Below are 22,433 nucleotides of genomic sequence, written 5' to 3'. Positions count from 1 at the left end.
AGCCCGGCCCCGCGCTGCTCGGTCTACGCCCCTGTGCGGGCTGCCCGGCCCCGGTCCCGTTCCCGTTCCCGGCCGGGCCGCCCGTTCCCGCTCCTGCTCAGTCCCGGGTGGACCCGTCCTCCGCCGGATTCCTGCGCAGCAGGTACGTGTCCATGATCCAGCCCTTGCGCTCGCGCGCCTCGGCTCGCAGGCGCTCGATGCGCGGAGCGGCCTCGGCGATCGGGCCGGAGACGAGGATCTCGTCCGGCGTGCCTATGTAGGCACCCCAGTAGATGTCCATGTCCTCCTCGGCGTACCGCCGGAAGGCCTGGTGCGCGTCCAGCATCACGACCACGTCGTCCACCCCCTCCGGGAAGCCCTCGGCCAGCCGCCGCCCCGTGGTGATCTGCACCGGCCGGGCGACCCGGTTCAGCCCCGTGCGATGCCGGGCGACCAGGGCGGAGACGCTGCTGATGCCGGGCACCACGTCGTACGTGAACTCCACCGCGCCCCGCGCCAGCACCTCCTCCAGGATGCCCAGCGTGCTGTCGTACAGCGCCGGGTCCCCCCATACGAGGAACGCGCCGGTGCCGTCCTCGTCCAGTTCCCCGGCGATCAGCCGCTCGTAGATCCCGGCGCGGGCGCTGCGCCAGTCGCCGACGGCCGGGGAGTACGCCGACCCGCCCGCGGAGCGGTCCCGCTCCGGGTCGCGGGCCTCCACCACCCGGTACGACCCGGCCGGCAGATGCGCGTCCAGCATGTCCCGGCGGAGCTGGGTCAGATCGCTCTTCACCTCGCCCTTGTCGAGAAGGAAGAACACGTCCGTGCTCCGCAGCGCCTTGACCGCCTGCAGGGTCAGCTGGTCGGGGTCGCCCGCGCCGATACCGATGACATGAATCTTTCGCACGCCCCGAGTCTGCCGTATGCCACTGACAATGCGTCCACCGCCTCCGTACGCGCAGCGACGACCCCTCGGCCGCGCCCGGGGAACCCGCGCGTCAGAGGCCCGGCCGGGGTGCCTTCGCGGGGTCCGGCCGGGGAACCTCGGCAGGGTCCGGCCGGGAGGCCTCGGCGGGTCCCAGCCAGGGGGCCTCGGCGCGTGGGTCGACCGGCGCCGAGCCGCGCTCCACCCGGCCCGCCAGCTCCCGCGCCCACCGGGCCAGCCCGGGCAGATCCAGTCCGTAGGGCCGGTCCTCGCCCTGCCCGGCCGCCCATTCCTCGACCGCGCCGGCGCCCCGCCGCAGCAGCCGGGACCCGCCGACGGAGTTGCCCCGGGCCGCGTGGGTGAGCCCGACGGCCAGCTGGGCCAGCCCCCGCCAGAGCGGGCGTTCCTCCCGGGGCCCGGACTTCCAGGCGTCCTCGAACACCTCGTGCGCGTGGAACGGCCGTCCGGCGGCCAGCAGCGCCTGCGCCTCGCCGACGGTCTCCCGAGGTGCCCGCAGGACCCCTTCCGGCTGCCGGGGAACACCCTCGGCGCCGTAGGGCAGGGGACGCCCCAGCCCGTCCCGGGGCCGCGCGTTCCGGGCCCGCCCGGCCGTGTCCCGGTCCCTGGCATCCGATGACCCCGAGTTCGTCATACCGCCGATTGTGCCCCGCCGCGTTCCCCGCCGCGCCCCCGCCCCGCTCCGGCTCCCACCCGGCCGACGATCCCACTTTGCCCCGGTTTGCAAGCATCCCTGCCCGGCTCGCTTCGGCACACCCGCCGACGTGGGGTAAAGTGCTGTCCGCACGATCACGCGGGCCACCGCGCGGCAGTGCGACGGGACGTGGCGCAGCTTGGTAGCGCACTTGACTGGGGGTCAAGGGGTCGCAGGTTCAAATCCTGTCGTCCCGACTGGAGACAGTCGCAGGTCAGGGCCGGTTTCGGAGGTATCCGAAACCGGCCCTCGGCCGTTTCTGGGGACCAGTTGGGGATTAGTGCTCCCTTGACCGGTGTCAGCGGGTCATGACGATCGGGCCGGGGAGTGAGCGGGGGGCGCGGACCGCGCTGAGGTGTGCGGAGAGTGCTGCGCCGGCGGCCGTGATCTTGTGGACGTCGGGGTGGAGGTGGCGCTGGGTGGTCATGAGGGAGCCGTGGCCGGCGATGCGCCGCAGGACGTGGACCGGGACTCCCGCGTCGGTGAACCATGTGAGGCCGGTGTGCCGGGGGTCGTGGCGGCGCAGGTGTTCGTAGCCGAGCCTGATGACCACGTCGTCCCAGTGGGTGGCGTCGCGCAGGACGGCGGTGGAGATGCGTCCGCCGCGCGGGCCGGTGAACAGGCGGGCGTCGGGGTCGGGGCCGGCGGACAGGATGCGCTGGGCGGCGAGGGGGCGGATCTCCTCGATGATGGGGACCTTGCGGGCCCGCTTGCCCTTGGTGCCCTTGTCGGTCAGGCCGCCGGGTGCGGGTGTGGTCTGGCGCCGCACGGTCCAGATCCACTGGTCGGTGTCGATGTCCTGGATGCGGCAGCCTGAGACTTCGCCGATCCGGGCGGCGGTGCATGCGGCGAAGACGACGACGTCTCCCCAGCCGCGGTACTGGTCGTGGGAGGCGGCCACGAGCGCGTCGGCCAGCTCGATGAGGCTGTCCCAGTCGGGCAGGGCCAGCGCGCGCGGATTACGGAGTTCGTCCTCGGCCTGCTTGTAGAGCTTCTGCCAGCCGGTCACGCGGGCCGGGTTGACGGTGATGATGCCGTCCCGGACGGCCTGCTCCATGACGCGGACCAGGACGGCGATGGTGTTCTTGACCGTTGAGCGGCTGTGCTCGTCGGCGATCCAGTTCTGCACGGTCCGGTCGACGACACCGTTGGTGATCAACCGTACGGCGAGGTGCCCGAGGGCGGGAACCACACGCTTTCGCCATCCCGCGAGGTAGGGGTCGAGTGTCTTCAGTTCCAGGCCGCGCAGCGCGAGGTCCATGTTCGCCTCGCCGTATTCGGCCAGCGTCATGGTGGCGGTCGATGGGGTCAGGCCGGCTTGTGCGGCCTGGACGATGGCCTGGAGCCACTCCTGCGCTTCTTCTTCGCTGTTCTTTCCCTCGGACAGTGACTGGCGGCGTTTGGTGGTGGGATCCCACCATCGGACGCGCCCCCGGTACGGTGCCATGGATCCCCTTGGCGGCATGACCGGACCTGAGAGCCAGCCGCTGCGGTCCTCGATCGACCTGTTTCCTATGACGCATCATGTGGAGTGCGTTGTCATCCATGAACCGGTCACAAAGAGCGCATGACCTGCGGTTTTGGTGAGTGCGCGTGATGTGCGCTATGGGCGTTACGGGCGATATCTTGACGCTGGAATGACGCTCTGCGAGATATCTTGACGCTCATTTGACGCTCGTTCTGATGGGGCATCAGGTGTATCGCGTCGCTGTTCAGGTGGGCTCCTGGTTTCGTAGGCGTGGCGGGCTGCCGGGGGCATCGGGGCCGTTCGCCCAGCCATCACCGTCACCGGCTCACAGTCCCGAGCCAGCCTGTCTGCTGCCCAGGCGCGGTCTTGGGTGACGTCAGTCGCCAGCGCCACCAGTCAAGTAAGCAGTTGTCCGGGTGATGCGACCGGCCATGGGCCGCCCGGGGGAGCGGGCTCGGCCGGTCCGGCCGACGGGGCACCAGTGCGCGCCGCAACCGCTCGGCCAGGCCCGGCCAGCCCGGCTCCGAACCCCGGACCGGAAGGGCATCGGCCCAGCGGAGCAGGACGTTGCCTCCTCTGGGGCGCCAGAGCGCAGGCCCTCCACCAGCCTCCCTATGGCGATCGCGTACTTTGACGACCATGATGTCCGCTACACGGCCGACAGTTGGATGAGTGTTCCTTCCTCACGACTGCTTCGGAACCGGAAGCGCACACGCGACACGCGAATCACGCCTAAGTCGTATGTCCGTATTCAGCAATTCTGTTACTCGATGCTCACCCACAGAGGAACGAGCGATAGGCTATTTCCACTGCTCAAGCAGCCTGGCGGTCGCCCTCCGGGGCGACCGAGGACCGCGACGTAACGAGTTCCACGGCGATCAACATCTGCTGGCCGGCCGCCCGATGCTGGAAGGCGCCCGGCTGACCGCCCTCGGGCTGGGCACCTGCCCGCTCTCGCCCGCCGTTGGCCTGTGGCAGCGGGTGCGGGCGGTGCTCGGTGAGGCGCCGTCCGCCGCGGCGGACGACCGGCTGCTGCCAGCCGGTTACGACCAGGATGAGCAGGCAAGCCGGGCCGATCGGGCTGTGAAGCCGCCGATTCTGGTCACCGGTCCTGCCCGCACCGCTGCTGGCCGTGCTGCGTGGGAGTAGGCCGGACGGCCCGCTCCGAGCTGGGCGACTGGCTGTTCCTTGCATACGCAGGGATGGTCTTTGTTGGGAGGGCGAGAAGCACCTTGCTTGCGGCTGCTTCTGCACCTACGGGGATGGCCCGGGCCTGGCTACCGCGGGGAGCGGCGACCGTGCTGCTCACCCCTACCTGCAGTGTGCGTGAGCACATGGCACACGGCTCCGGAGGTCGTCGCTGTTTGTCTGGCCCCGCATCAACTCGTTCAATGCCACGTTCGAGCCATCACCGCCTGTCGGTGCCGTCGGTTCCTCTGGGCCCGCGGTACGGTCGACCGCCCGCCACCGACCGAGGCCACGATCCCAAGTCCCAGCAGGTCTATGCCGAAAAGCCAGCAGCGAACCAGGCCCACGCTGCGCCGGTGCCCGCACACGGCGTGCGCGTCGTAGTGGATGAGCCCTCGGCGGCGAAGGTGCGCCTCGGACTGCTCGACTTGTGCAGCTCTCGATCTCCGAATGTGGCGTAGAACACATGGTGGCCGCAAAGGGAATCCCTCCTTTCGGTAGGTATGCCCCTATCTGCTGCTCTAGGCGTGAAGACATTGATCCGCTAAGTTCCCCCGCTAATAATCTTCATGAAATCTTCAGAAAGTGGCTGCGCATGTTGCGACGCAGGCAGCGCGGGGGAGCGGTGCGTGGGAGAGCCGCCGCCGCGGCACTGGTGGTCCTCCTTAGTGGCGCCGGCACCGGGAGTGCGGTGGGTGCCGGAGCGGCCGAAGCGCCGCCGTCGACATCGGAAGTGCTCCCCTTGACGCCTTCGGAATCTGCGGACGAACCGAGTCGGGGCAAGGCGTTCTGGCAGGATGACGGCCCACCAGTCGAGTCGGAGGAGCAGAAGGCTTCCCGCAGAGCTGTCGAGTCGGGGCAGCGCGTCGAGGTCACCGGGCTCACCACCGCCACTGGGCAAGTATTCGCCAACAGTGATGGCACCTTCACTGCGGTCTCCTCTGCCGCTCCTGAGCGCATGCGCAAGGACGGCAAGTGGATGGCGGTCGATACCACGTTGGCAATGGGAGCGGACGGCTCGGTCAGACCGAAATCGGCCGAAGACATTGTGGTGTCAGGTGGCGGTACCGGTCCGCTGGCGCGGATGAGGCTAGGCGGGACCGAGTACGCGGTCACTGCCCCATGGGGGCTTCCCGAGCCGGTGCTCGACGGATCGTCCGCGATCTACAAGTCGGTACTGCCGGATACCGACGTGGTGGTGCAGACGCATGCGGACGGCTTCAGCTATCACGTGGTGCTGCGCACTCGGAATGCGGCCGCCAACCCTGCGTTGGAGTCGCTGCGCTTCCCGATCACTACCAAGGGCCTGACTGTGCAGTCGTCTCCCTCGGGCGGCGCCGCGTTCGTAGACGCTTCCGGTCAAGCTGTTGTGTCGAGCAGCTCCGCCCTCATGTGGGATTCGGCCCCCGTGCCTGCATCAACGACTGTGACCGGCCTGCGCAGCAACATCGTTGAGCAGAGCAGTTCCGATAGTGCCCCGCTCAGCCCTGGTGCCGGCTCTCGTACAGCGGTCATGGACGTAACTGTCACCGACGAGACATTGTCCATAGCTCCGGACCATGAGTTTCTGCAGGACCCTGCGACGGTCTATCCGGTGGTTCTGGACCCACCGTCCTTGAAGGCATCACTGACCGGATGGACTACGGTCTGGTCCGACTCCGCAGGTACCAGTTTCTGGAAGACCAAGCACGCTCTTGGTGTGGGCTATGACGCCTACGTTGACAACAAACTGTCGCGCTCGCTCTTCCAGTTCGACACCAGGTCAGTCGCAGGTAAAAAAATTCTCGGGGCAACGTTCACGTCCTACGCCATTTGGTCCGCCAACTGCGAGAAGCGCGATATTGACCTTTACCGGACTGGAACCATCTCCAGTTCGACCACCTGGAGTCATCAGCCGTCCTGGTCCGCTAAGGTCGACACCGTCTCGGCGGCCAAGGGGTTCTCATCCAGCTGCCCGGACGGCGACATTGAGTTCGATGCCACGGCCGCCGTCGCATATACGGCGAAGGCTAAATCGACGACTACTACCTTGGGGCTGAGGGCGAGCGAGTCGGATCCGATCGCATGGAAGCAGTTCATGTCCCCCCTGGACGAACGGGCCTCCACGGAGCGCAAGCCGCGTCTGTCCATCACTTACGTGACACCGCCGAACAGCAAGCCTTCCACGGTGAAGATGTCCGATCCCAACGTTTCCTGTTCGGTATCTACCAGCCCCGCGTTCATCCGGGATGACACACCGCGGCTGACGGCTACGCCGACTTCGAGCGACGGGTCGAACGCGAGTCTGCGCCCGAACTTCGAGTTGTACAAGGGCAGCAGCACGACGCCGACCGTCCTGAAGCCGAGCACGTGGACTGGCAGTGGTACGGCGGGCACCTCGGTTACCGCCGCGCTGTCCAAAGACACGACATACAAGTTCCGTGCCCGTACGGAATACAAGTACACCTATGGAGGTGCGACCAACTACCTCTATGGCCCCTGGTCCGCCTACTGCTACTTCGAAGTTGACCCTGGAGGGCCTCCTCAGCCGGGCGTCACGTCGGTCGCATACCCCGAGTGCGCCGGGACTGATTGCTCGGTCGACAGCGAACACGGTGGAGTCGGCACTCCCGGAAAGTTCGTGATCACGGCAAACGCCTCTGACGTGCGCCGCTATGACTGGTGGCTCAATGGCGTCAAGCTGGGCAGTAAGCAGTTCTCCGTAAACACGCCCTCATATGAAATGACGGTGACTCCGGATAAACGGCTGACCAATACCTTGCGGGTGCAGACGTTCGACAATGCCGGGTATCCCAGTGCCCACAAGGACTACCTGTTCAAAGTGGGCCGGCCCTCCGATCCCGTCGCTGCCTGGAAGTTCGACGAAGGTACCGGGACTGCTGCGGCCAACGCGCACGGCAGCATCCACCCAATGACCTTGAACCAGGCCTCCTGGGCCTCCCAGGCGAGGAACGGTGCCGGTCTTGCAGGTACTGGCACTACAACCTGGGCGGGCACCCAGGGACCTGTAGTAGACACTGCGAACAGCTTCGCCGTCGCCGCGTGGGTCCGCCTCAAGGACAAGCAGCAGACCACCGTGCTCCAGCAGCAAGGCGTCAACGTGGGCGCTTTCCAGTTGTACTACTCCACCGGTTATGACCGTTGGATCTTCAACCGATACGCCACGGACCAGACCAGCGATGAGACAACCATCGCTCGAGCTGTATCCGCACGGCCTCCCGTCCTCGGTGCTTGGACACATCTACTGGGCGTTTACAACAAAGAAGCCAACAAGATCCAGCTCTATGTGAACGGGCAGCTGGAGGCTGAAACGTCCTTCACCACACCATGGGCTGCAAACGGCCCCATGGAAATCGGACGCTGGCATGCCGACACGCAGATATATGCGGACGTCGACCATGTTCAGGCATGGAAGCGCGCGGTCTACCCGTCCGAGCTGAACGCGCTGGTCAACATGGAGGACTCTGGCACGGGGCTTCCTCAGCCCGAGCTCCTGGCTCACTGGGAAATGAACGAAACGTCCGGTACCACTGCCGCCGACAGCACTGAGCGAGGTAACTCACTCGCCCTTCAATCAGGCGCGTCGTTCGCCGCCAATGACGAGTTCGGCCACGCCACCGTCATGGCTCTCGACGCGGATGCCGGCGGGCACGCCACCGCTTCAGCAGTGCTGGACAACAGCGGCAGCTTCTCCGTGGCCGGATGGGTCAACCTCTCAGCGGACTCCAAACTGGAGGACACCACCATCGCCCACTCGCCCACCGTCTTTTCCCACCCAGGTACCCAGCGGGACGCTTTCCGCCTGTGGTACCGGCAAGAACCAGGTGAGGCGGTCGGAGACTGGAACTTCGGCCTGTTCAGCAGCGACGTACTCGGAGGACCAGGCGCCATGACGACCTCCGACGAGGTCAACTCGCCCAACGGCTGGGTGCATGTAGTCGGCGTCTTCGACTCAGCCGCGCAGTCGATCAAGCTCTACGTCACTGGTGAACGGCAAGGCGACGAGGACGGCGCCTTGTTCAAGGGTGTCTTCCAGCCGGCTGGGCCGCAGATGGTCGGGCGAGGACGCCGTCACGACAACGGCCAGTGGGGCAACCTCCTGCCCGGCCGTCTCGATGACCTACGCGTGTACGCCGGAGTGCTGTCAGAAGCCGAAATCACCAGACTATCCACGGTGGACGAGCCTCCGGTGCCCATCGAGTAGCCCCCTGCCCGCTTCTCCCCGTACAACCGGGGCAGCTCGTGAGCAGGAGTGGTCCACTTCACCTCTCGACGGGCAGGTTGGCGATTGTGTTGCGAGGTGGCGAGGTGCACCTCGCACGCCAATTCGTGGCCTTCACCGAACAGCTAACCTATGCGGGATATCAGCAGATAGTCCGCTCCTGATGGGCCGCTCCGCCGCCACGACAACCGCATGTGAGGCTCCCGCTCCCGGGTCTGCTCCAACGCCCTTCGCGTCTGTGCCGGGGCGCGGTCCGAACAAGACACCAGCCAACTACCGGTGGAGACGAGCCGCTGACCCCCACCGACTGAACCTCCGACGCGCTGCACACCTTGTGGTGTGCAGCGGTAACCCCCGTGGTGTGCCGGGGCAACCCGGCCCGGTACACCGCTTCGCTTCACGACCGAAGGAACCCACTGTGACAAGGCGCAGATTCGCGCTGCCCTCATGGTCATGGCATCAAGCGGGACGCCGCAGACTGGCAGCAGTCAGTCTCCCCGTCACCGCTGCCGTGATGGCAACGCTGCTCGGAGCGGCTCCAGCCGAAGAAGCAGGCCGCGGCCACAGCAAATTGCCTGAACCCATATACGGCAAGGCAGGTGCCTTCAAGGCCCAGACCAGCAGAGGCGTTGATCCGGCAGTCGCGGCCGCCGCCAAGACCCGCAAGCAGGCTGCTACCGAGCCCGTATGGCCTGCCCCAGGCTCGGCAACCGTGGAACTTGCCCCTGCAGCAGCGCACCAAAAGTCGAAGGCCAGCAGCCTGCCAGTAACGCTGGCCGTCCCGGGCCGGCCCAAGTCCGCGGCCACCAAGGTGGCCCAGGCCCCGACGAAGGCCAAAGTCGCTGTTCTCGACCGCAAGGTGGCCAAGAGGCTCGGTATCGAGGGACTTGTGCTGTCCGTGCAGCGCACCGACGGCAAGACCAGCGCCTCAGACTTGTCTCTGAGCGTCGACTACAGCGGTTTCGCCCAAGCCTACGGCGGCGCATGGGCTTCCCGCCTGCGCGCTATCGAGCTGCCTCCGTGCTCTCTGACCACTCCCGACAAGCCGCAGTGCCGCGTCACCCGGGTGCTGCCCACTGGCAACGACACTGAGGACGACACTCTCACCACCCAGGTCACCACCCGTCAGGCCAGCAGCGCGGCAGCGACGACAACGGTGGTGGCACTCGCCGCGGCCGCTTCCTCCGACCAGGGCAGTTACCAGGCCACACCTCTGTCGGCGTCCTCCACCTGGGCGGGCGGCGGATCGAACGGCGACTTCACCTGGTCCTACCCCATGGATGTCGTGCCCGCACCGGCCGGCACCCCCCCGTCGCTGTCGCTGGGCTACTCGGCGCAGAGCGTCGACGGCCGCACCTCCACCACTTCCGCGCAGCCGTCGTGGGTCGGCGAGGGCTTCGACCTGCCAACGTCCTACATCGAGCGTTCCTATGGCTCCTGCGACGACGACGGTCAGGATGACAAAGCCGACCTCTGCTGGAAAGAGAACAACGCCTCGGTCGTCTTCAACGGGAAGTCCAGCCCGCTGATCAAAGACGCCAACGGCTGGCACCTGAAGAGTGACGACGGTGAAAAGATCACCCTAGCGACCGGGGCGGCCAACGGCGACGACGGCGACACCGGTGACCAAGGCGAATACTGGACCTTGACCACCACCGACGGAACCCAATACGTGTTCGGCAAGAATCGCCTGCCTGGTTGGTCCGACAATGGCACCGCTGCCGACGACCCCGTCACCAATTCCACCTGGACTGTCCCGGTCTTCGGTGACGACTCCGGGGAACCCGGCTACTCCAGCGGTACCAGCTTCGCCGGACGAGCCAAGCTTCAGGCATGGCGTTGGAACCTCGACTACGTCATTGACCCGCACGGCAATGTCACCAGCTACTGGTATTCCCCAGAAGGTAACTACTACGCCAAGAACGCCTCCACTGGTAACGGCACCTTCTACCACCGCGGCGGCTGGCTCAAGCGTATCGACTACGGTCAGCGAGCCGACAGCATCTTCAGCAAGCCCGCCGCAGCCCGTGTGAAGTTCACCGTCGCCGAGAGGTGCATACCTGTCACCGGCGGGGAAACCTGCGACACCCTGACCGCGACGAGCAAAGCGGCTTGGCCGGATGTGCCGTTCGACCAGATCTGCGCCGCCAACACCACCTGCACTGATCGCAACGCGCCGTCGTTCTTCACCCGCAAGCGACTGACCGACGTCACCACGCAGGTCTACAAAGGCACCGGCGCCGGAGCGGACACCGACTACCGCGACGTCAACACCTGGCACCTGGAACACTCCTTCCCAGACCCGGGCGACGGCTCCGCGCCAGGCTTGTGGCTGAAGAGTATCCAGCGCACCGGAAAATCCGGCGCCACTCCGATCACCCTGCCGGCGGTCACTTTCCAGGGTGTCCAGCTGCACAACCGCGTCGACAAGATCGGCGACGACGTCGCGCCGTACATCAAATGGCGTGTCCGCAAGATCACTTCTGAGACCGGGTCGGTCGTGACCGTCAACTACTCCGACCCCGAGTGCATAGCAGACACCAACCTGCCCACCGCACTCGACAAGAACACCAAGCGCTGCTACCCCGTCAAATGGATCCCACCCTCCAACCCCACCGGCGGAGAGGACCCGCAGCCACGCACCGACTTCTTCCACAAATACGTCGTCACCCAGGTCACCGAATCCGACCCGACCGGCGGCGCACCCCTGAAGGAGACCGACTACACCTACACCGGCGGCGGCGCCTGGGCCTACGACGACGAATCACCCATCTCACCGGCCAAGTACCGCACATGGGGAATCTGGCGCGGCTACAACACGGTCACCACCACCATCGGTGAAGCCTCCGGGACCCGCTCGAAGACCACCGCGCTCTACTACCGCGGCATGCACGGCGACAAGCAGACCAGCGGCACCCGCAGCGAGACGATCACCGACTCACAGGGAGTGTCCCAGACCGACTCCGAGGAGTTCGCCGGCCAGCTCCGTGAGGAGATCACCTACAACGGCGCCTCCGGTCAGGAAGTGTCCGCCAAGGTCATCACCCCCTGGTCGCGGCAGACCTCCAGCGACGGGCACTCTTACGGCACCGTCCGCGGCTACATGGTCCGCACCGGCACCCAGGTCACCCGCACCCGCTTGAACAGCGGAGGCACACTCACCGCTACCTCGACCACCACCTACGACCCGACCAGCGGGCTGCCGCTGACCGTTGAAACCGACGCCAACGGTTCAAAGGACTGCACCCGAACCTGGTACGCCACCGACGAAACCAAGTGGATGCTCTCCTACCCCAAGCGGGTGGAAAAGGTTTCCGCCGCCTGCTCGGTGACTCCCAATCGTACAAACGATCCCAAGACCACCGACCTGGTCTTCGAAACACGCATTTCCTACGACAACCAGGCTTACGCAGCCGCCCCGACCAAGGGCGATGCCACCCGCACCGAGCGCCTCGTCGGCTACGCCACCGACGGCTCCGGCCAGTATCAGACTGTCACCACCGCCGCCTACGACGCGCTGGGCCGCCCCACGGACACCTGGGACACCAAGGGCACGCGAACCAAGAACATCGCCTACACCCCGGCCGCCGGCGGTCCCGTCACCCAGACAACGACCACCAACGCAGCCGGCCATACAGCCATCGCTGAACACGCTCCCGACTGGGCTGTGGACCTCTCCCGGACGGACGCCAACGGCAACCGCACCGAACTCGCCTACGACGCTCTCGGCCGCCTCACCGACGTCTGGCTGGCGGACCGCGACCGCACCCAGGCTCCCAGCCAGAAGTACGAGTACAAAGTCCAGTCCGGTGCCGCCTCCTGGGTGGCGACCAAGTCCCTGAACAACGACGGCACCACGTACCTCACCCAGTACGCCATCTACGACGCACTGCTGCGCCCTCGGCAGGTCCAGATGCCCGCGGCCACCGGGACCGGCCGGGTGATCTCCGAAACCAAGTACGACAGCCGCGGCCTGGCAGTGGAAACCGCCGCACAGTACATAGACAACCAAGCCCCCAGCGGGTCTCTCGCCACGCTGATCACCGCTGCACCCGCCGGCACAGAAACCATCTTCGACGGCGTGGGACGCCCCACGGTGCAGAAGAACCTGGTCAGGGGCCAAGAGCACTCACGCACCACCACCACCTACGACGGGAACACCACCACCGTCCAGCCTCCCGAGGGCGCCCCGGCCGTGTATGAGGAGTACGATGCCCGCGGCCGCCTGGCGGAGAAGCGGGAGTACAACGGCAACACGGTCACATCCGACTACACCGGATTCACCTACACCTACGATCACGCCGACCGTCTGAAGACCGCCAAGGACAGCGACGGCAACACCTGGTCCTTCGGCTATGACCTCCTCGGCCGGCAAACCAGCGCCTCGGCCCCTGACTCCGGAAGCTCCACCACCGATTACAACGACCTCGACCAGGTTATCGCCGCGACCGATGCCCGCAACAAGACGATCGGCTACACGTACGACAGCCTGGGCCGGCAGACCGCCCGCGTCGACGGCCGCGTTCCCCTCGTCGGCGGAGTGCCCACCCCGGACAACGCGAAGATCCTGGCCCGCTGGTCCTACGACACCATCGCCAAGGGCCAGCTCACCTCCAGCATCCGCTACGTCGGAGGCAAGACCGGCGACGTCTACGCCATCACCAACGCCTCCTACGACAAGCTCTATCGGGTGCTGAAGGAGCAGTACACGATCAGCACCAAGGAAGGGGCCCTCGCCGGTACCGGCGTCTACACCGTCAGCAACACCTACAACATCGACGGCACGCTGCAAAAGCGCACCATCCCCGCCATGGGCGGACTCGCCGCCGAGACTCTCGACTACGGCTACACCTCAACCCGTCTCCCGGATACCCTCCAGGGCCTGACCGGCATCGTCCAGAACACTGACTACCTTCCGGCCGGCGAGCACATCCGCACTACCCTGGGCGTCTCCTCCTCCGCGGACTGGACCGAGGTCAACTACGCCTACGAAGACGGCACTCAGCGACTTGCCCGGCAGACCGTCGTCTCCGAAACCCGCACCGGCACCGACGCCGATATCTACTACCACTACGACAAAGCCGGGAACCCGACCGAGATCGATGACCGCTCCACCAACCCCGGTGACAAGCAGTGCTTCGCATATGACGGCCACCGCCGTCTGAAGACCGCCTGGACCGCCACCGGCGACTGCGCCACCACCCCCGCTGCCAGCAGCATCGGCGGCCGCGCACCGTACTGGCAGAGCTTCACCTACGACTCGAGCGGAAACCGCAAGACCACCACCGACCACTTGGCAACTGGAGGCCCGGCCACCACCACCTACACCTACAAAACCGCCGACCAACCCCGCCCGCATGCCCTGACCAGCACAGTCACCAGCCTAGCCTCGGGCACGCAGACCATGAACAGCTACACCTACTGGGAGAACGGAGCCACCAAGACCCGCAACCTCAACGGCACTACCCAAACCCTCGACTGGGATGTCGAAGGCGAGCTGGAGAAGGTCACCGAAGCCAGCGGCGCAACCACCACCTTCCTCAACGACGGCGACGGCAACCGGCTCATCCGCCGAGACGCAACCGGAACCACCCTCTACCTGGCCGAGACCGAACTCCGCCTCGACAAGGCCAGCGGAAGAGTCACCGCCACCCGCTACTACACACATGCGGGCAAAACAGTGGCGATGCGCACCCCCAGCAACCTGACCTGGATGTGCACCGACCACCACGGCACCGCCGACCTCCAGGTCGACTCCGCCACCCAGGCCCTCACCCGCCGCCCCACCAAACCCTTCGGCGAAGACCGCGGTACTGAGAAACCCGCCACTTGGCGCGGCGAGAGGGGTTTCGTCGGAGGAACCGAAGACCCAACTGGCCTCACTCACCTCGGATCCCGCGAATACGACACAACAAACGGACGCTTCATCAGCGTCGACCCCATCGGCGACATCAAAGATCCGCAACAGGTCAACGGCTACGGCTACAGCAATAACAATCCCGTCACCTTCTCCGACCCCGACGGTGCGTTCTTCGGCGCCATTATCGGAATAATCAGGGCAGCGGTCAAAGCCGTCATATCGACGGCTAGGGTTATGTGGAAGACCGTCACTCGCAGTAGCGGCAGTGGCGCCGCATCCGGTGCGATGTCCACCGCCGGGAGCGCAAACTACAGCCAGAGCAGTAGTCCCGGCTCAACGTGCTACAGCTTTTCGCGTAAATACGTCATTCCTGTGTCGTGCGACAGCGGGTCGGGTGAGCCGTCAAACCCCCAGGCGCGCGGCGGATGGAAAGAAGCAGCTGCAGGGGCCGGACATTGGGTGACGGAAAGCCTCGATTTCTTGGCCAAGGCGAGCCCGTTTTGCTGGTTCGAGGACTGTGACGTCACCGACGATTATGATGAATTCATCGAAAGTAAAGGTGTCGATACCGACTCTGAGCTTTATCAGGACACACAAACCAGGCTCGACATCTACAGCTCGCTCAGTGCAGCTGGCGCTTGGCGATCGGGAGCAAGGCTCCTGAAGAGCGGCAGCAAGAAGCTCGACGCAGTAGTTTCTCGCTGTAAGTGCTTCCTTGCCGGTACAGCCGTTCTCGTAGCCGATGGCTCCACCAAGAAAATCGAGGATGTCAAGCTCGGCGACAAGGTAATGGCGACCGACCCGGAGACCGGTCAAACGGCACCCCGGAAGGTAACCGGAATAATCCGGACCGACGGGGACAAATACTTCAACGAACTGTCCATCGCCACCAACGATGGCGTCGAGAAGCTGACCGCGACCCACGAGCACCCCTTCTGGTCTCCCTCCCGGCATGACTGGGTCCCAGCTGGCGAGCTCGCTCCAGGCATGACCTTGCGTACCGAAAAGGGAAAAACAGTCGTCGTTACGGGTAATCGCCCCTTCTCCCGGCATGCGCGCACATACAATCTGACAGTCGACAGCCTCCACACCTACTATGTGCTGGCGGGCGAGACTCCGGTGCTTGTTCACAATGCATCGCCAGGTCAGAAGTGCGATCTGACGCTAGGTGCTGGTCCGCATGCACGAGAGGGGGTAGCCTTGGTGAACGGTGACATCGACGAAGATGGCGTTCGGGATCTGATCAATGAGTCAGGAAATGCGCATGGCTGCCACACCTGCGGCTCCAGGGTTCCTGGGACTAAAAAGGGTGAGTGGATTCCGGACCATCAGCCAGCATCTAGTCTCGTCCCTTTCGGGTTTCCTCAGACGGCGTATCCTCACTGTCTCATCTGTGCGCGGATGCAAGGTGGGGTCGTCTCGCAACTTTCACAAGGAAAGAGTAAGAAGGAATGGTAGCTCGTGGCCCTGTGGCTGCATTTCAGGCAAAAATCGAACATGGGTGCCTGATCTTGCGAGATGCAGGAAGCGAGGATGACGTCAGCGACTGGGATCCGGCGTCGAACAGCTGGTATCAAGAGGGCAGTGCAGTCATTTTCGGTGTTCAGGCCAGCGTAGATGGTCCTGTCGAATGTGAGGTATGGAAGTCGGCTCCTCCTGAGGCGCTTCCCGTGACCCTTGTCGAGGTGTCACTCCCATGTCCGTCCGGGTGGCTCGTATTGCACGATCCGAACGAACACGCTCGAATGCAATTCGCGGGGTTCCCTGGCTCCGTGAGCTGTTCGGTGATGGTGGATGATCCGCAATTCCCGTCACAAGTGCAGATCTTGCTTGGGGAAAAAGACAAGTAGTTTCCTGGAATAGCCGAGCTATTCAGAGACTGCGCTAGTTCTCGTTGAAGCCCCGTCAAGCGAGTGCTGACGGGGCTTCTGCATTGGGCGTCCTAGACGTCATCATGCGTTGGCTCAGAGTGCACGGCCGAAAATTCTCCCCAGGGAAGCCGTTGCCGAGACCAGTTCCCGGTGGCAGCGTATTACCAGCCCATCAATACGGTGGACACGCTGAGTGACTGATGCGGGCTGGCCGTTTGGGGCGGCCAAAGTGGTCTGGTGTCAACCTATGTGGTGGCCATTCCCCGGCGGAACACCTCCGCTTCGGCGGGGAGGACCTGGCCCTGGAATTCATGCAGCACATCGGCTCCGGAACACCCCCGCGTCGGCGGGGGTGTTCCAGACGATGCGGTGACGTGCGAGGAGCTGCTGGCGTCCTCCCCGCCGGGGCGGGCCGGACGCCAGCAGCCACGGACGAGGAGCGCGGGGGGTTTGTGGACCTTCGCGATGGCTCCATAGCGATGGACGAGCACATTGCGATGCACCGGGCGTCGGACGCAGGAGCCACTTCAAAGAGGCAGGGTGGACGCGCCCTTGGGGACCAGTTGGGGACCAGACGGTGTCCGCGCACCTGAACGGCATGCACGGTACCGCACACTATGCACCCTGATTTCTCACTGTATATGCGGGCAAATTGGATACCTCCTACTCCTGGGGGTCAAGGGGTCGCAGGTTCAAATCCTGTCGTCCCGACTGGAGACAGTCGCAGGTCAGGGCCGGTTTCGGAGGTATCCGAAACCGGCCCTTGATCGTGTTTCGGCCCCGCGGCCGGCAGGGCCGCTTCCTGGCGCACACGGGAAAAAGTCGGGGGCCGTTGTCGATCCGCCCAGCTCCCGTTCGACGTCATGATGTGGGGCGCCTCGCCGCACACCAGGACCCGACCGGATCTGACGAGGTAACACGTGCGTCAACTGCTGAGAGTCATGAACTTCAACGTCTCGAGTGACGGAATCGGTGCCGGTGAGCATCAGAGTCTCGAGAGGCCGTTCGGGCACGACCGTCCCGAGAGGCTGTTCGCGTGGGCCGGAGCGACGGCGAGCTGGCCCATGCGTACGGATCCCGGCGGGAGCCGTGGCCTCGACGACTACTTCACCCGGGACTTCGCGCGCGACATCGGTGCCGAGATCATGGGCCGCAACAAGTTCGGGCCCCAGCGCGGACCCTGGCGAGACCACGAGTGGCGCGGCTGGTGGGGGGAGGAGCCCCCGTTCCGCACCCCGGTGTTCGTCATGACCCACCACACGCGTCCGTCGTTCACGCTCTCCGACACCACGTTCCACTTCGTCGACGACGACGCGGCCACGGTCCTCGCACGGGCGCGGGAAGCGGCCCAGGGCAAGGACGTCCGGCTCGGTGGCGGGGTCACCACCATCCGGCAGTTCCTCGACGCCGACCTCGTCGACACCATGCATGTGGCGGTCTCGCCCGTGAAGCTCGGGTCCGGGCTGCGGCTCTGGGAGTCCCCCGACGAGTTGCTCGACCGGTTTCACCTGGAGGTCGTGCCCAGCCCGAGCGGCGTGACGCACCACCTGTTCTGGCGAAGGTGACGCAAGGCCCCACTCGGAGCCGATTCCGGCACCCGCGGATCCCGCCTCGACGGCCCGCGGCCCCCATGGGCCGCGGGCCGTCCCCACGAAGTGGGCTGGGCCCCCGAGGGCGTCTCCGTGGATCTCGTCGCCGGGCGTCCTCGGCGGGACGGCTCAGTACGACTTGGGTTCCGGGGGTACGACCATGAAGGTGTAGCCGTTGCCGGGCCCGGAGAAGGCCAGGCTGAGCGTCGGCCCGAACAGTCCGCAGTCCGTGAGGGAGGGGAAGGCGGTCGTTCCGGAGAACGTCAGCCCGCCGTTGCCGAGCGCGGAGACCGGCCCCTCGAAGTCCAGCGCGAACTCGACGGGTTCGGAGGTCCGGCAGCCCACCGGGATGTGGACGCCCAGCTCACCGGCGGACACGATCTCCACGGTGGCGAGCGCCTTGCCGTGGACGGCCAGCCGGCCCGCGTCGTCCAGCGAGACGGTGCCGCTCGTCCCCTCGGACTTCAGCCCGATGCGCACCTGCACCGGCAGCCCGATCACCCGCAGGTGTTCCAGGAACGTCGGCACGGCGAGGGAGCCTTCGAGCCGCTGGGCCGTCAGGTCGGTGTCCGCCGTGAAGGTGGACCCCTCCGGCATGAGCACCGTCTCGTCCAGCGTCTTGAGCCGGAGGCCGCCCTTGAGCAGCCACTTGTTCAGGGAGACGACGAAGTCGCCGCCGCCGGGGTTGGCCGTGGAGCGGGGCGGCGGAAGGATGTTCAGGCAGTCGCCGACCAGCTGCGGCTTGCCGTCGAACCGGTCGGTGAGCCACTTGGTGACGTTCGGCGCGGCCTGGAACTGGGTGGCGATGTGCTCGCTCGGGTAGACGTCGAACTTCACCGCCGTGCCGCGCGAGCAGTAGCGCTTCTTCAGGCCGATCGCCTGGTCGAGCGGCAGGATCTCGTCGGCCTGCCCGTGGTACTGGTACACCGGTGCCTGGATCTTCGTGCCGCCGAGGTCCTGGTCGCCCAGGACCTCCCCCACGGACCCGATCGCCATCAGCTCGTCCAGCGTCCGGCCGCCCGCCGTGTACTGCTTGATGTCGTCGTTGATGTAGTCGAAGAGCGTCTCGAAGACGCACTTGCCCTTGGCGTCCGCGACGGCCGCCCGCCCCGCGTCGTTGACCAGCTCGTCGAAGGGGATCTTGTCCGGGTACTCGGCCGCGAGCCCCACGACCCCTTGGAGCAGGAAGGAAGCGCCGGTGCTCCCGTTCAGGTAGCGCGCCGACGCCTTGAAGTCGCCGGGCACGCCGCCCGCGACCACACCGGCCAGGTTCAGCGACGAGGCGTACGAGGGTTCGAGCTGACCGGCCCACCCGGCCGACTGCCCGCCCTGCGAGTAGCCCCAGACCGCCGTCATCGCGCTGCCGCTCAGCCCGCTCCCCGGCACCTGGAACGCGGCGAGCGCCGAGTCCAGCACCGCCTGCCCCTGCGACCGGCCCGCCAGGTACGTCGGTGTCCGCCCGGCACCGTAGCCGGCGTAGTCGGTGACGACCACGGCCCAGTTCTTCTTCAGCAGCGCCACGATGTTCGCCGTCTCGTAGTCCGTTCCCGCCGCGAGCTGCGCGGACGGCGCGCACTTCGGCGCCAGCCCGTGCGTCCCGGGCGCGTATGCGACCAGGGGTCGCGCCGAGCCGCCGGACCAGGCTGTGGCGGGCACGAGAACCGTCCCGGTGACGGTGTTCGCGCCGCCTCGTGAGTCGGTCGACGCGTACGAGATGTGCCAGGCGTTCACGGCGGGTGCCCCGGCCCCCAGCCTCACGTCCGCCGGGGCGGACGTCAGCAGGCTGCCGTGGGCGGGTGCGGCGGCAGCGGCCGCGCCGGTCGTCACCGGAAGGGCGGCGACTCCGGCGGCGGCCAGAGCCAGGGGTAAGGCTCTTGTCGTCAGCTTCCTGACCAGGTGTCTCACCGTTGATCTCCTTACGTGGGAGTGCGTTCGGCTCCACCAGACCCTTACTTACTCCACGGTAAGTTATCGCCGGTAAGTTCGCGAGGAAACCCCCCTCAACTGCGTATGCTGAAACGGCCGTTGCGGTGAGGGAGGCGGGGTTGCGGTACTACCTGTACGTGTCCGAGGCGAAGGTGGAGATGCTTCACGCGCAGATTCCGCGGAAGCTGCTGTCGCGGCTGACGGCGGAAGCGAAGGTGGACCTGAAGGTCGCCGGGGTGTCCGTGCAGCGGCCCGCGCGCCAGGAAGCGGGGCTGTACGAGCGGCTGGACGTGGTGGAGGGGTTCCTGGAGCGGGAGTACGACATCGGATGGATGTCGTCGGGTGCCGAGGAGGAGTCGGGGCCCGGGTTCTGGTTCCGGGGTGAGGCGGGGCTCCGGGTGTTGTGGGACGGGCAGGCCGAGATGCCTGTGCTGATGTCGGGCGCGACGGGGGACACGCTGGTCGCGCTGATGGGGTCGGTGCACCATCTGGTGGGGCACAGCGCGGCGACGGAGTTGGAACGGGTGGGGCATTCCTGGCTGCCGGCCCTGCATCGGCTGCTGCGGTATGCCTCGCGGGCGGAGGGCGCCGGGGAGCCGGTGGCGTGGCCCGGGGGCGGGATGCTGCACAGGGTGGTGGAGGTGTGCGACCGGCTGGCCGGGCCCGCGATGTGGTGCGAGTTCCTGGCGCGGGAGCTGTTGCGCGGCAGCGTGACCGACGGGTCGGGGGCGCGGCGGGAAGTGGTGATCGGGACGCCGTTGTACGTGGCCCTGTCGGAGGAGCGGCCGGGCGGATGAGTGCGGGTGAGGGGCGGGGGCGGACGGGACGCGAGAGGGACACCGGGGTCGCGCGGTTGTGGATGGCCGGGGATCTCGACGGATTGTGCGGGGCGTTGGAAGGGCCGGACGCCCCGCCGCCGAGGCCCTTCCCCACCTGCTGCGGCGGCTCGCCGACCCGGTGATGCGGCACCCCCACGGCCCGGCCCTGCTCGCGCCGGCCCGCAGCGGCGCGCCGGAGGCGGAGGCGATCGTGGTCGAGCACTTCGAACACCAGCGGTCGTTCGTCGCCGACCGCTACCGGGACGAGGCGCGGGAGGCGCTGCGCGTCCTACGCCGGGTGGGGGCGCCGTATCGGAGACCGCGGTACGCGTACAAAGGCGCCGTACGGGGGGTGGCTAGACCTCGGCCGGGGTGGGCGTGGGTGCGCCGGTCGCGTCGTCCGCGCGCCTCCGCAGACCGAAGGCGCTGATCAGTACGGCACCGAGCGCGGCGGCCAGCGGCACGGTCAAGGCCGCCTGGTAGCCGTCGAGGAGCGCGCCGGGCGAGGGGCCGTCGGTGGCCGCGATGTCGACGGCGGCGGCCGCGGCCAGGCCGAGCGCGGCGCCGAACTGGAAGCTGGTGTACAGCAGGCCGCCGGCGACGCCCTGCTCCTCCTCCGCGATGCCCTCGGTGCCGGCGATGGTCAGCGGGCCGTACGCGAGGGAGAAGGCCAGGCCCAGCACGAGCAGGCTCGGGAACATCAGCGCGTAGCTCCAGTCCACCCGCAGCGGCAGCATCAGGGCGTAGGCCAGGCAGGCCAGCACCAGTCCGCCGAAGACGACCCGGGCGTTGCCGAACCTGCCGACCAGCCTGGGCGTGAGCGTCGGCGCCAGCACCGTGTCGACGCCGATCACGATCATCGCGAGGCTGGTCTGCAGGGCCGACCAGCCGCGCAGTTCCTGTAGGTAGAGCGTGACGACGAACTGGAAGCCGAAGAATCCGCCGGAGAAGAGCAGCGCCGCGAGGTTCGCGCGGACCAGTCCGCCGTGCCGGAACAGGCCGAGCCGCACCAGCGGCGCCGCCGACCTGCGCTCGATGACGGTGAAGGCGATGAACAGCACGAGGCTGACGGCGACCGTGCCGGCCGTCCGGATCGCGTCGACGTGCGTGGCGCGCTCGACGGCGAACACCAGCAGCAGGATCGCGCCGGTCACGGTAATGGAGCCGGCCAGGTCGACGGACCGGCCCCGCCGGTCGGGGCGGGGCGACTCGGGGATGAGGACGACGGCGGCGAGCAGGATGACCGCCGAGAGGATCACCGGGGCGAAGAACACCCACCGCCAGCCGACCGCGGTGAGCAGCCCACCGGCCACCAGGCCGATGGAGAAGCCGCCGGCGGCGGTGCCGGAGTAGACCAGCAGGGCCTTGTTGCGCTGGGGGCCCTCCGCGAAGCCGGTGGTGATGATCGACAGGCCGGCCGGGGCCATGAAGGCCGCGGCGACACCGGTCGCGAACCGGGCGACGAGCAGCATCCAGCCCTCGGTCGCCAGCCCGCCCAGACCTGAGAACAGCAGGAACACCACCAGCCAGGACACGAACATCCGGCGCCGGCCGAAGAGGTCCGCCGCCCGGCCGCCGAGCAGCATGAACCCGCCGTAGCCGAGGACGTAGGCGCTCATGACCCACTGCAGCGTGCCGGTGGACATCCCGAGGTCGTCACGGATCGACGGGAGGGCCACATTGAGCATGGCCACGTCGATGCCTTCCAGGAAGATCGCGCCGCACAGCACGAACAGCACGCCCCAGGCGCGCCCGCTCATGCGATCGGTGCCGCCCGACGGGGATTGCACGGTGGACACGGAGGTTCTCCTTGAGAATGTCTGAGGGACGGACGCCGGGAATTCCGCGGTGTCCGGACATGGATGAGGGAAATCC

10 protein-coding genes and 1 tRNA gene are annotated in these 22,433 nt (G+C 66.7%); 6 read left to right on the top strand and 5 right to left on the bottom strand.

Translation table 11 applies throughout. The features are described 5' to 3' along the window. Positions 1 to 97: 97 nt before the first annotated feature. Together cobF and IE251_RS22335 are read right to left on the bottom strand one after the other, a co-directional pair. Positions 98 to 886: a precorrin-6A synthase (deacetylating) gene (gene cobF / locus IE251_RS22340; RefSeq protein WP_189754771.1), complete on the bottom strand. Its 789-nt coding sequence runs from the start codon at positions 884 to 886 to the stop codon at positions 98 to 100. Positions 887 to 977: 91 nt separating this feature from the next. Beyond that, complete coding sequence (locus IE251_RS22335; RefSeq protein WP_189754770.1) at positions 978 to 1,556, bottom strand: DUF309 domain-containing protein; 579 nt, start codon at positions 1,554 to 1,556, stop codon at positions 978 to 980. A gap of 183 nt (positions 1,557 to 1,739) precedes the next feature. On the opposite strand from IE251_RS22335, the gene IE251_RS22330 reads away from it, so the two are divergent. Then, a tRNA-Pro gene (locus tag IE251_RS22330) sits at positions 1,740 to 1,813 on the top strand. A 101-nt stretch (positions 1,814 to 1,914) separates the two neighbouring features. Here the strand turns inward: IE251_RS22330 and IE251_RS22325 are convergent. After that, positions 1,915 to 3,063, bottom strand: coding sequence for a tyrosine-type recombinase/integrase (locus IE251_RS22325; protein WP_229896888.1), 1,149 nt, complete (start codon positions 3,061 to 3,063; stop codon positions 1,915 to 1,917). A 762-nt stretch (positions 3,064 to 3,825) separates the two neighbouring features. Here IE251_RS22325 and IE251_RS41150 point away from each other — a divergent pair. The 4 genes from IE251_RS41150 to IE251_RS22305 all read left to right on the top strand — a co-directional run bounded on the left by IE251_RS41150 (position 3,826) and on the right by IE251_RS22305 (position 17,790). After that, complete coding sequence (locus IE251_RS41150) at positions 3,826 to 4,233, top strand: hypothetical protein (RefSeq protein ID WP_189754769.1); 408 nt, start codon at positions 3,826 to 3,828, stop codon at positions 4,231 to 4,233. A 730-nt stretch (positions 4,234 to 4,963) separates the two neighbouring features. Beyond that, positions 4,964 to 8,476 (top strand): LamG-like jellyroll fold domain-containing protein, encoded by a 3,513-nt coding sequence (locus IE251_RS22315; RefSeq protein WP_229896887.1) that lies wholly within the window; start codon positions 4,964 to 4,966, stop codon positions 8,474 to 8,476. Between the two features lie 532 nt (positions 8,477 to 9,008). Beyond that, a complete protein-coding gene (locus tag IE251_RS22310; RefSeq protein ID WP_189754768.1) occupies positions 9,009 to 15,812 on the top strand; it encodes a polymorphic toxin-type HINT domain-containing protein in 6,804 nt (2,267 codons plus the stop codon). A gap of 1,333 nt (positions 15,813 to 17,145) precedes the next feature. After that, complete coding sequence (locus tag IE251_RS22305) at positions 17,146 to 17,790, top strand: dihydrofolate reductase family protein (RefSeq protein WP_189754767.1); 645 nt, start codon at positions 17,146 to 17,148, stop codon at positions 17,788 to 17,790. Between the two features lie 153 nt (positions 17,791 to 17,943). Here the strand turns inward: IE251_RS22305 and IE251_RS22300 are convergent, their stop codons facing one another. Beyond that, a complete protein-coding gene (locus tag IE251_RS22300; protein ID WP_189754766.1) occupies positions 17,944 to 19,719 on the bottom strand; it encodes a lipase family protein in 1,776 nt (591 codons plus the stop codon). A 140-nt stretch (positions 19,720 to 19,859) separates the two neighbouring features. Between IE251_RS22300 and IE251_RS22295 the strand changes: the two genes are divergently transcribed. After that, the gene (locus IE251_RS22295; RefSeq protein WP_189754765.1) at positions 19,860 to 20,537 is read left to right on the top strand and encodes a DUF7019 family protein; all 678 of its coding nucleotides are present in this window, start codon (positions 19,860 to 19,862) and stop codon (positions 20,535 to 20,537) included. 377 nt (positions 20,538 to 20,914) lie between these two features. Here IE251_RS22295 and IE251_RS22290 read toward each other — a convergent pair whose 3' ends face one another. Beyond that, positions 20,915 to 22,318 (bottom strand): MFS transporter, encoded by a 1,404-nt coding sequence (locus IE251_RS22290; protein ID WP_189754847.1) that lies wholly within the window; start codon positions 22,316 to 22,318, stop codon positions 20,915 to 20,917. Between the last annotated feature and the right edge of the window lie 115 nt (positions 22,319 to 22,433).

The organism is Streptomyces eurythermus (assembly GCF_014649115.1).
Taxonomy (GTDB): Bacteria; Actinomycetota; Actinomycetes; order Streptomycetales; family Streptomycetaceae; genus Streptomyces; species Streptomyces eurythermus.
Note: the sequence above shows the minus strand (reverse complement) of the source record. Positions and strands in the feature narration are given on the sequence as shown.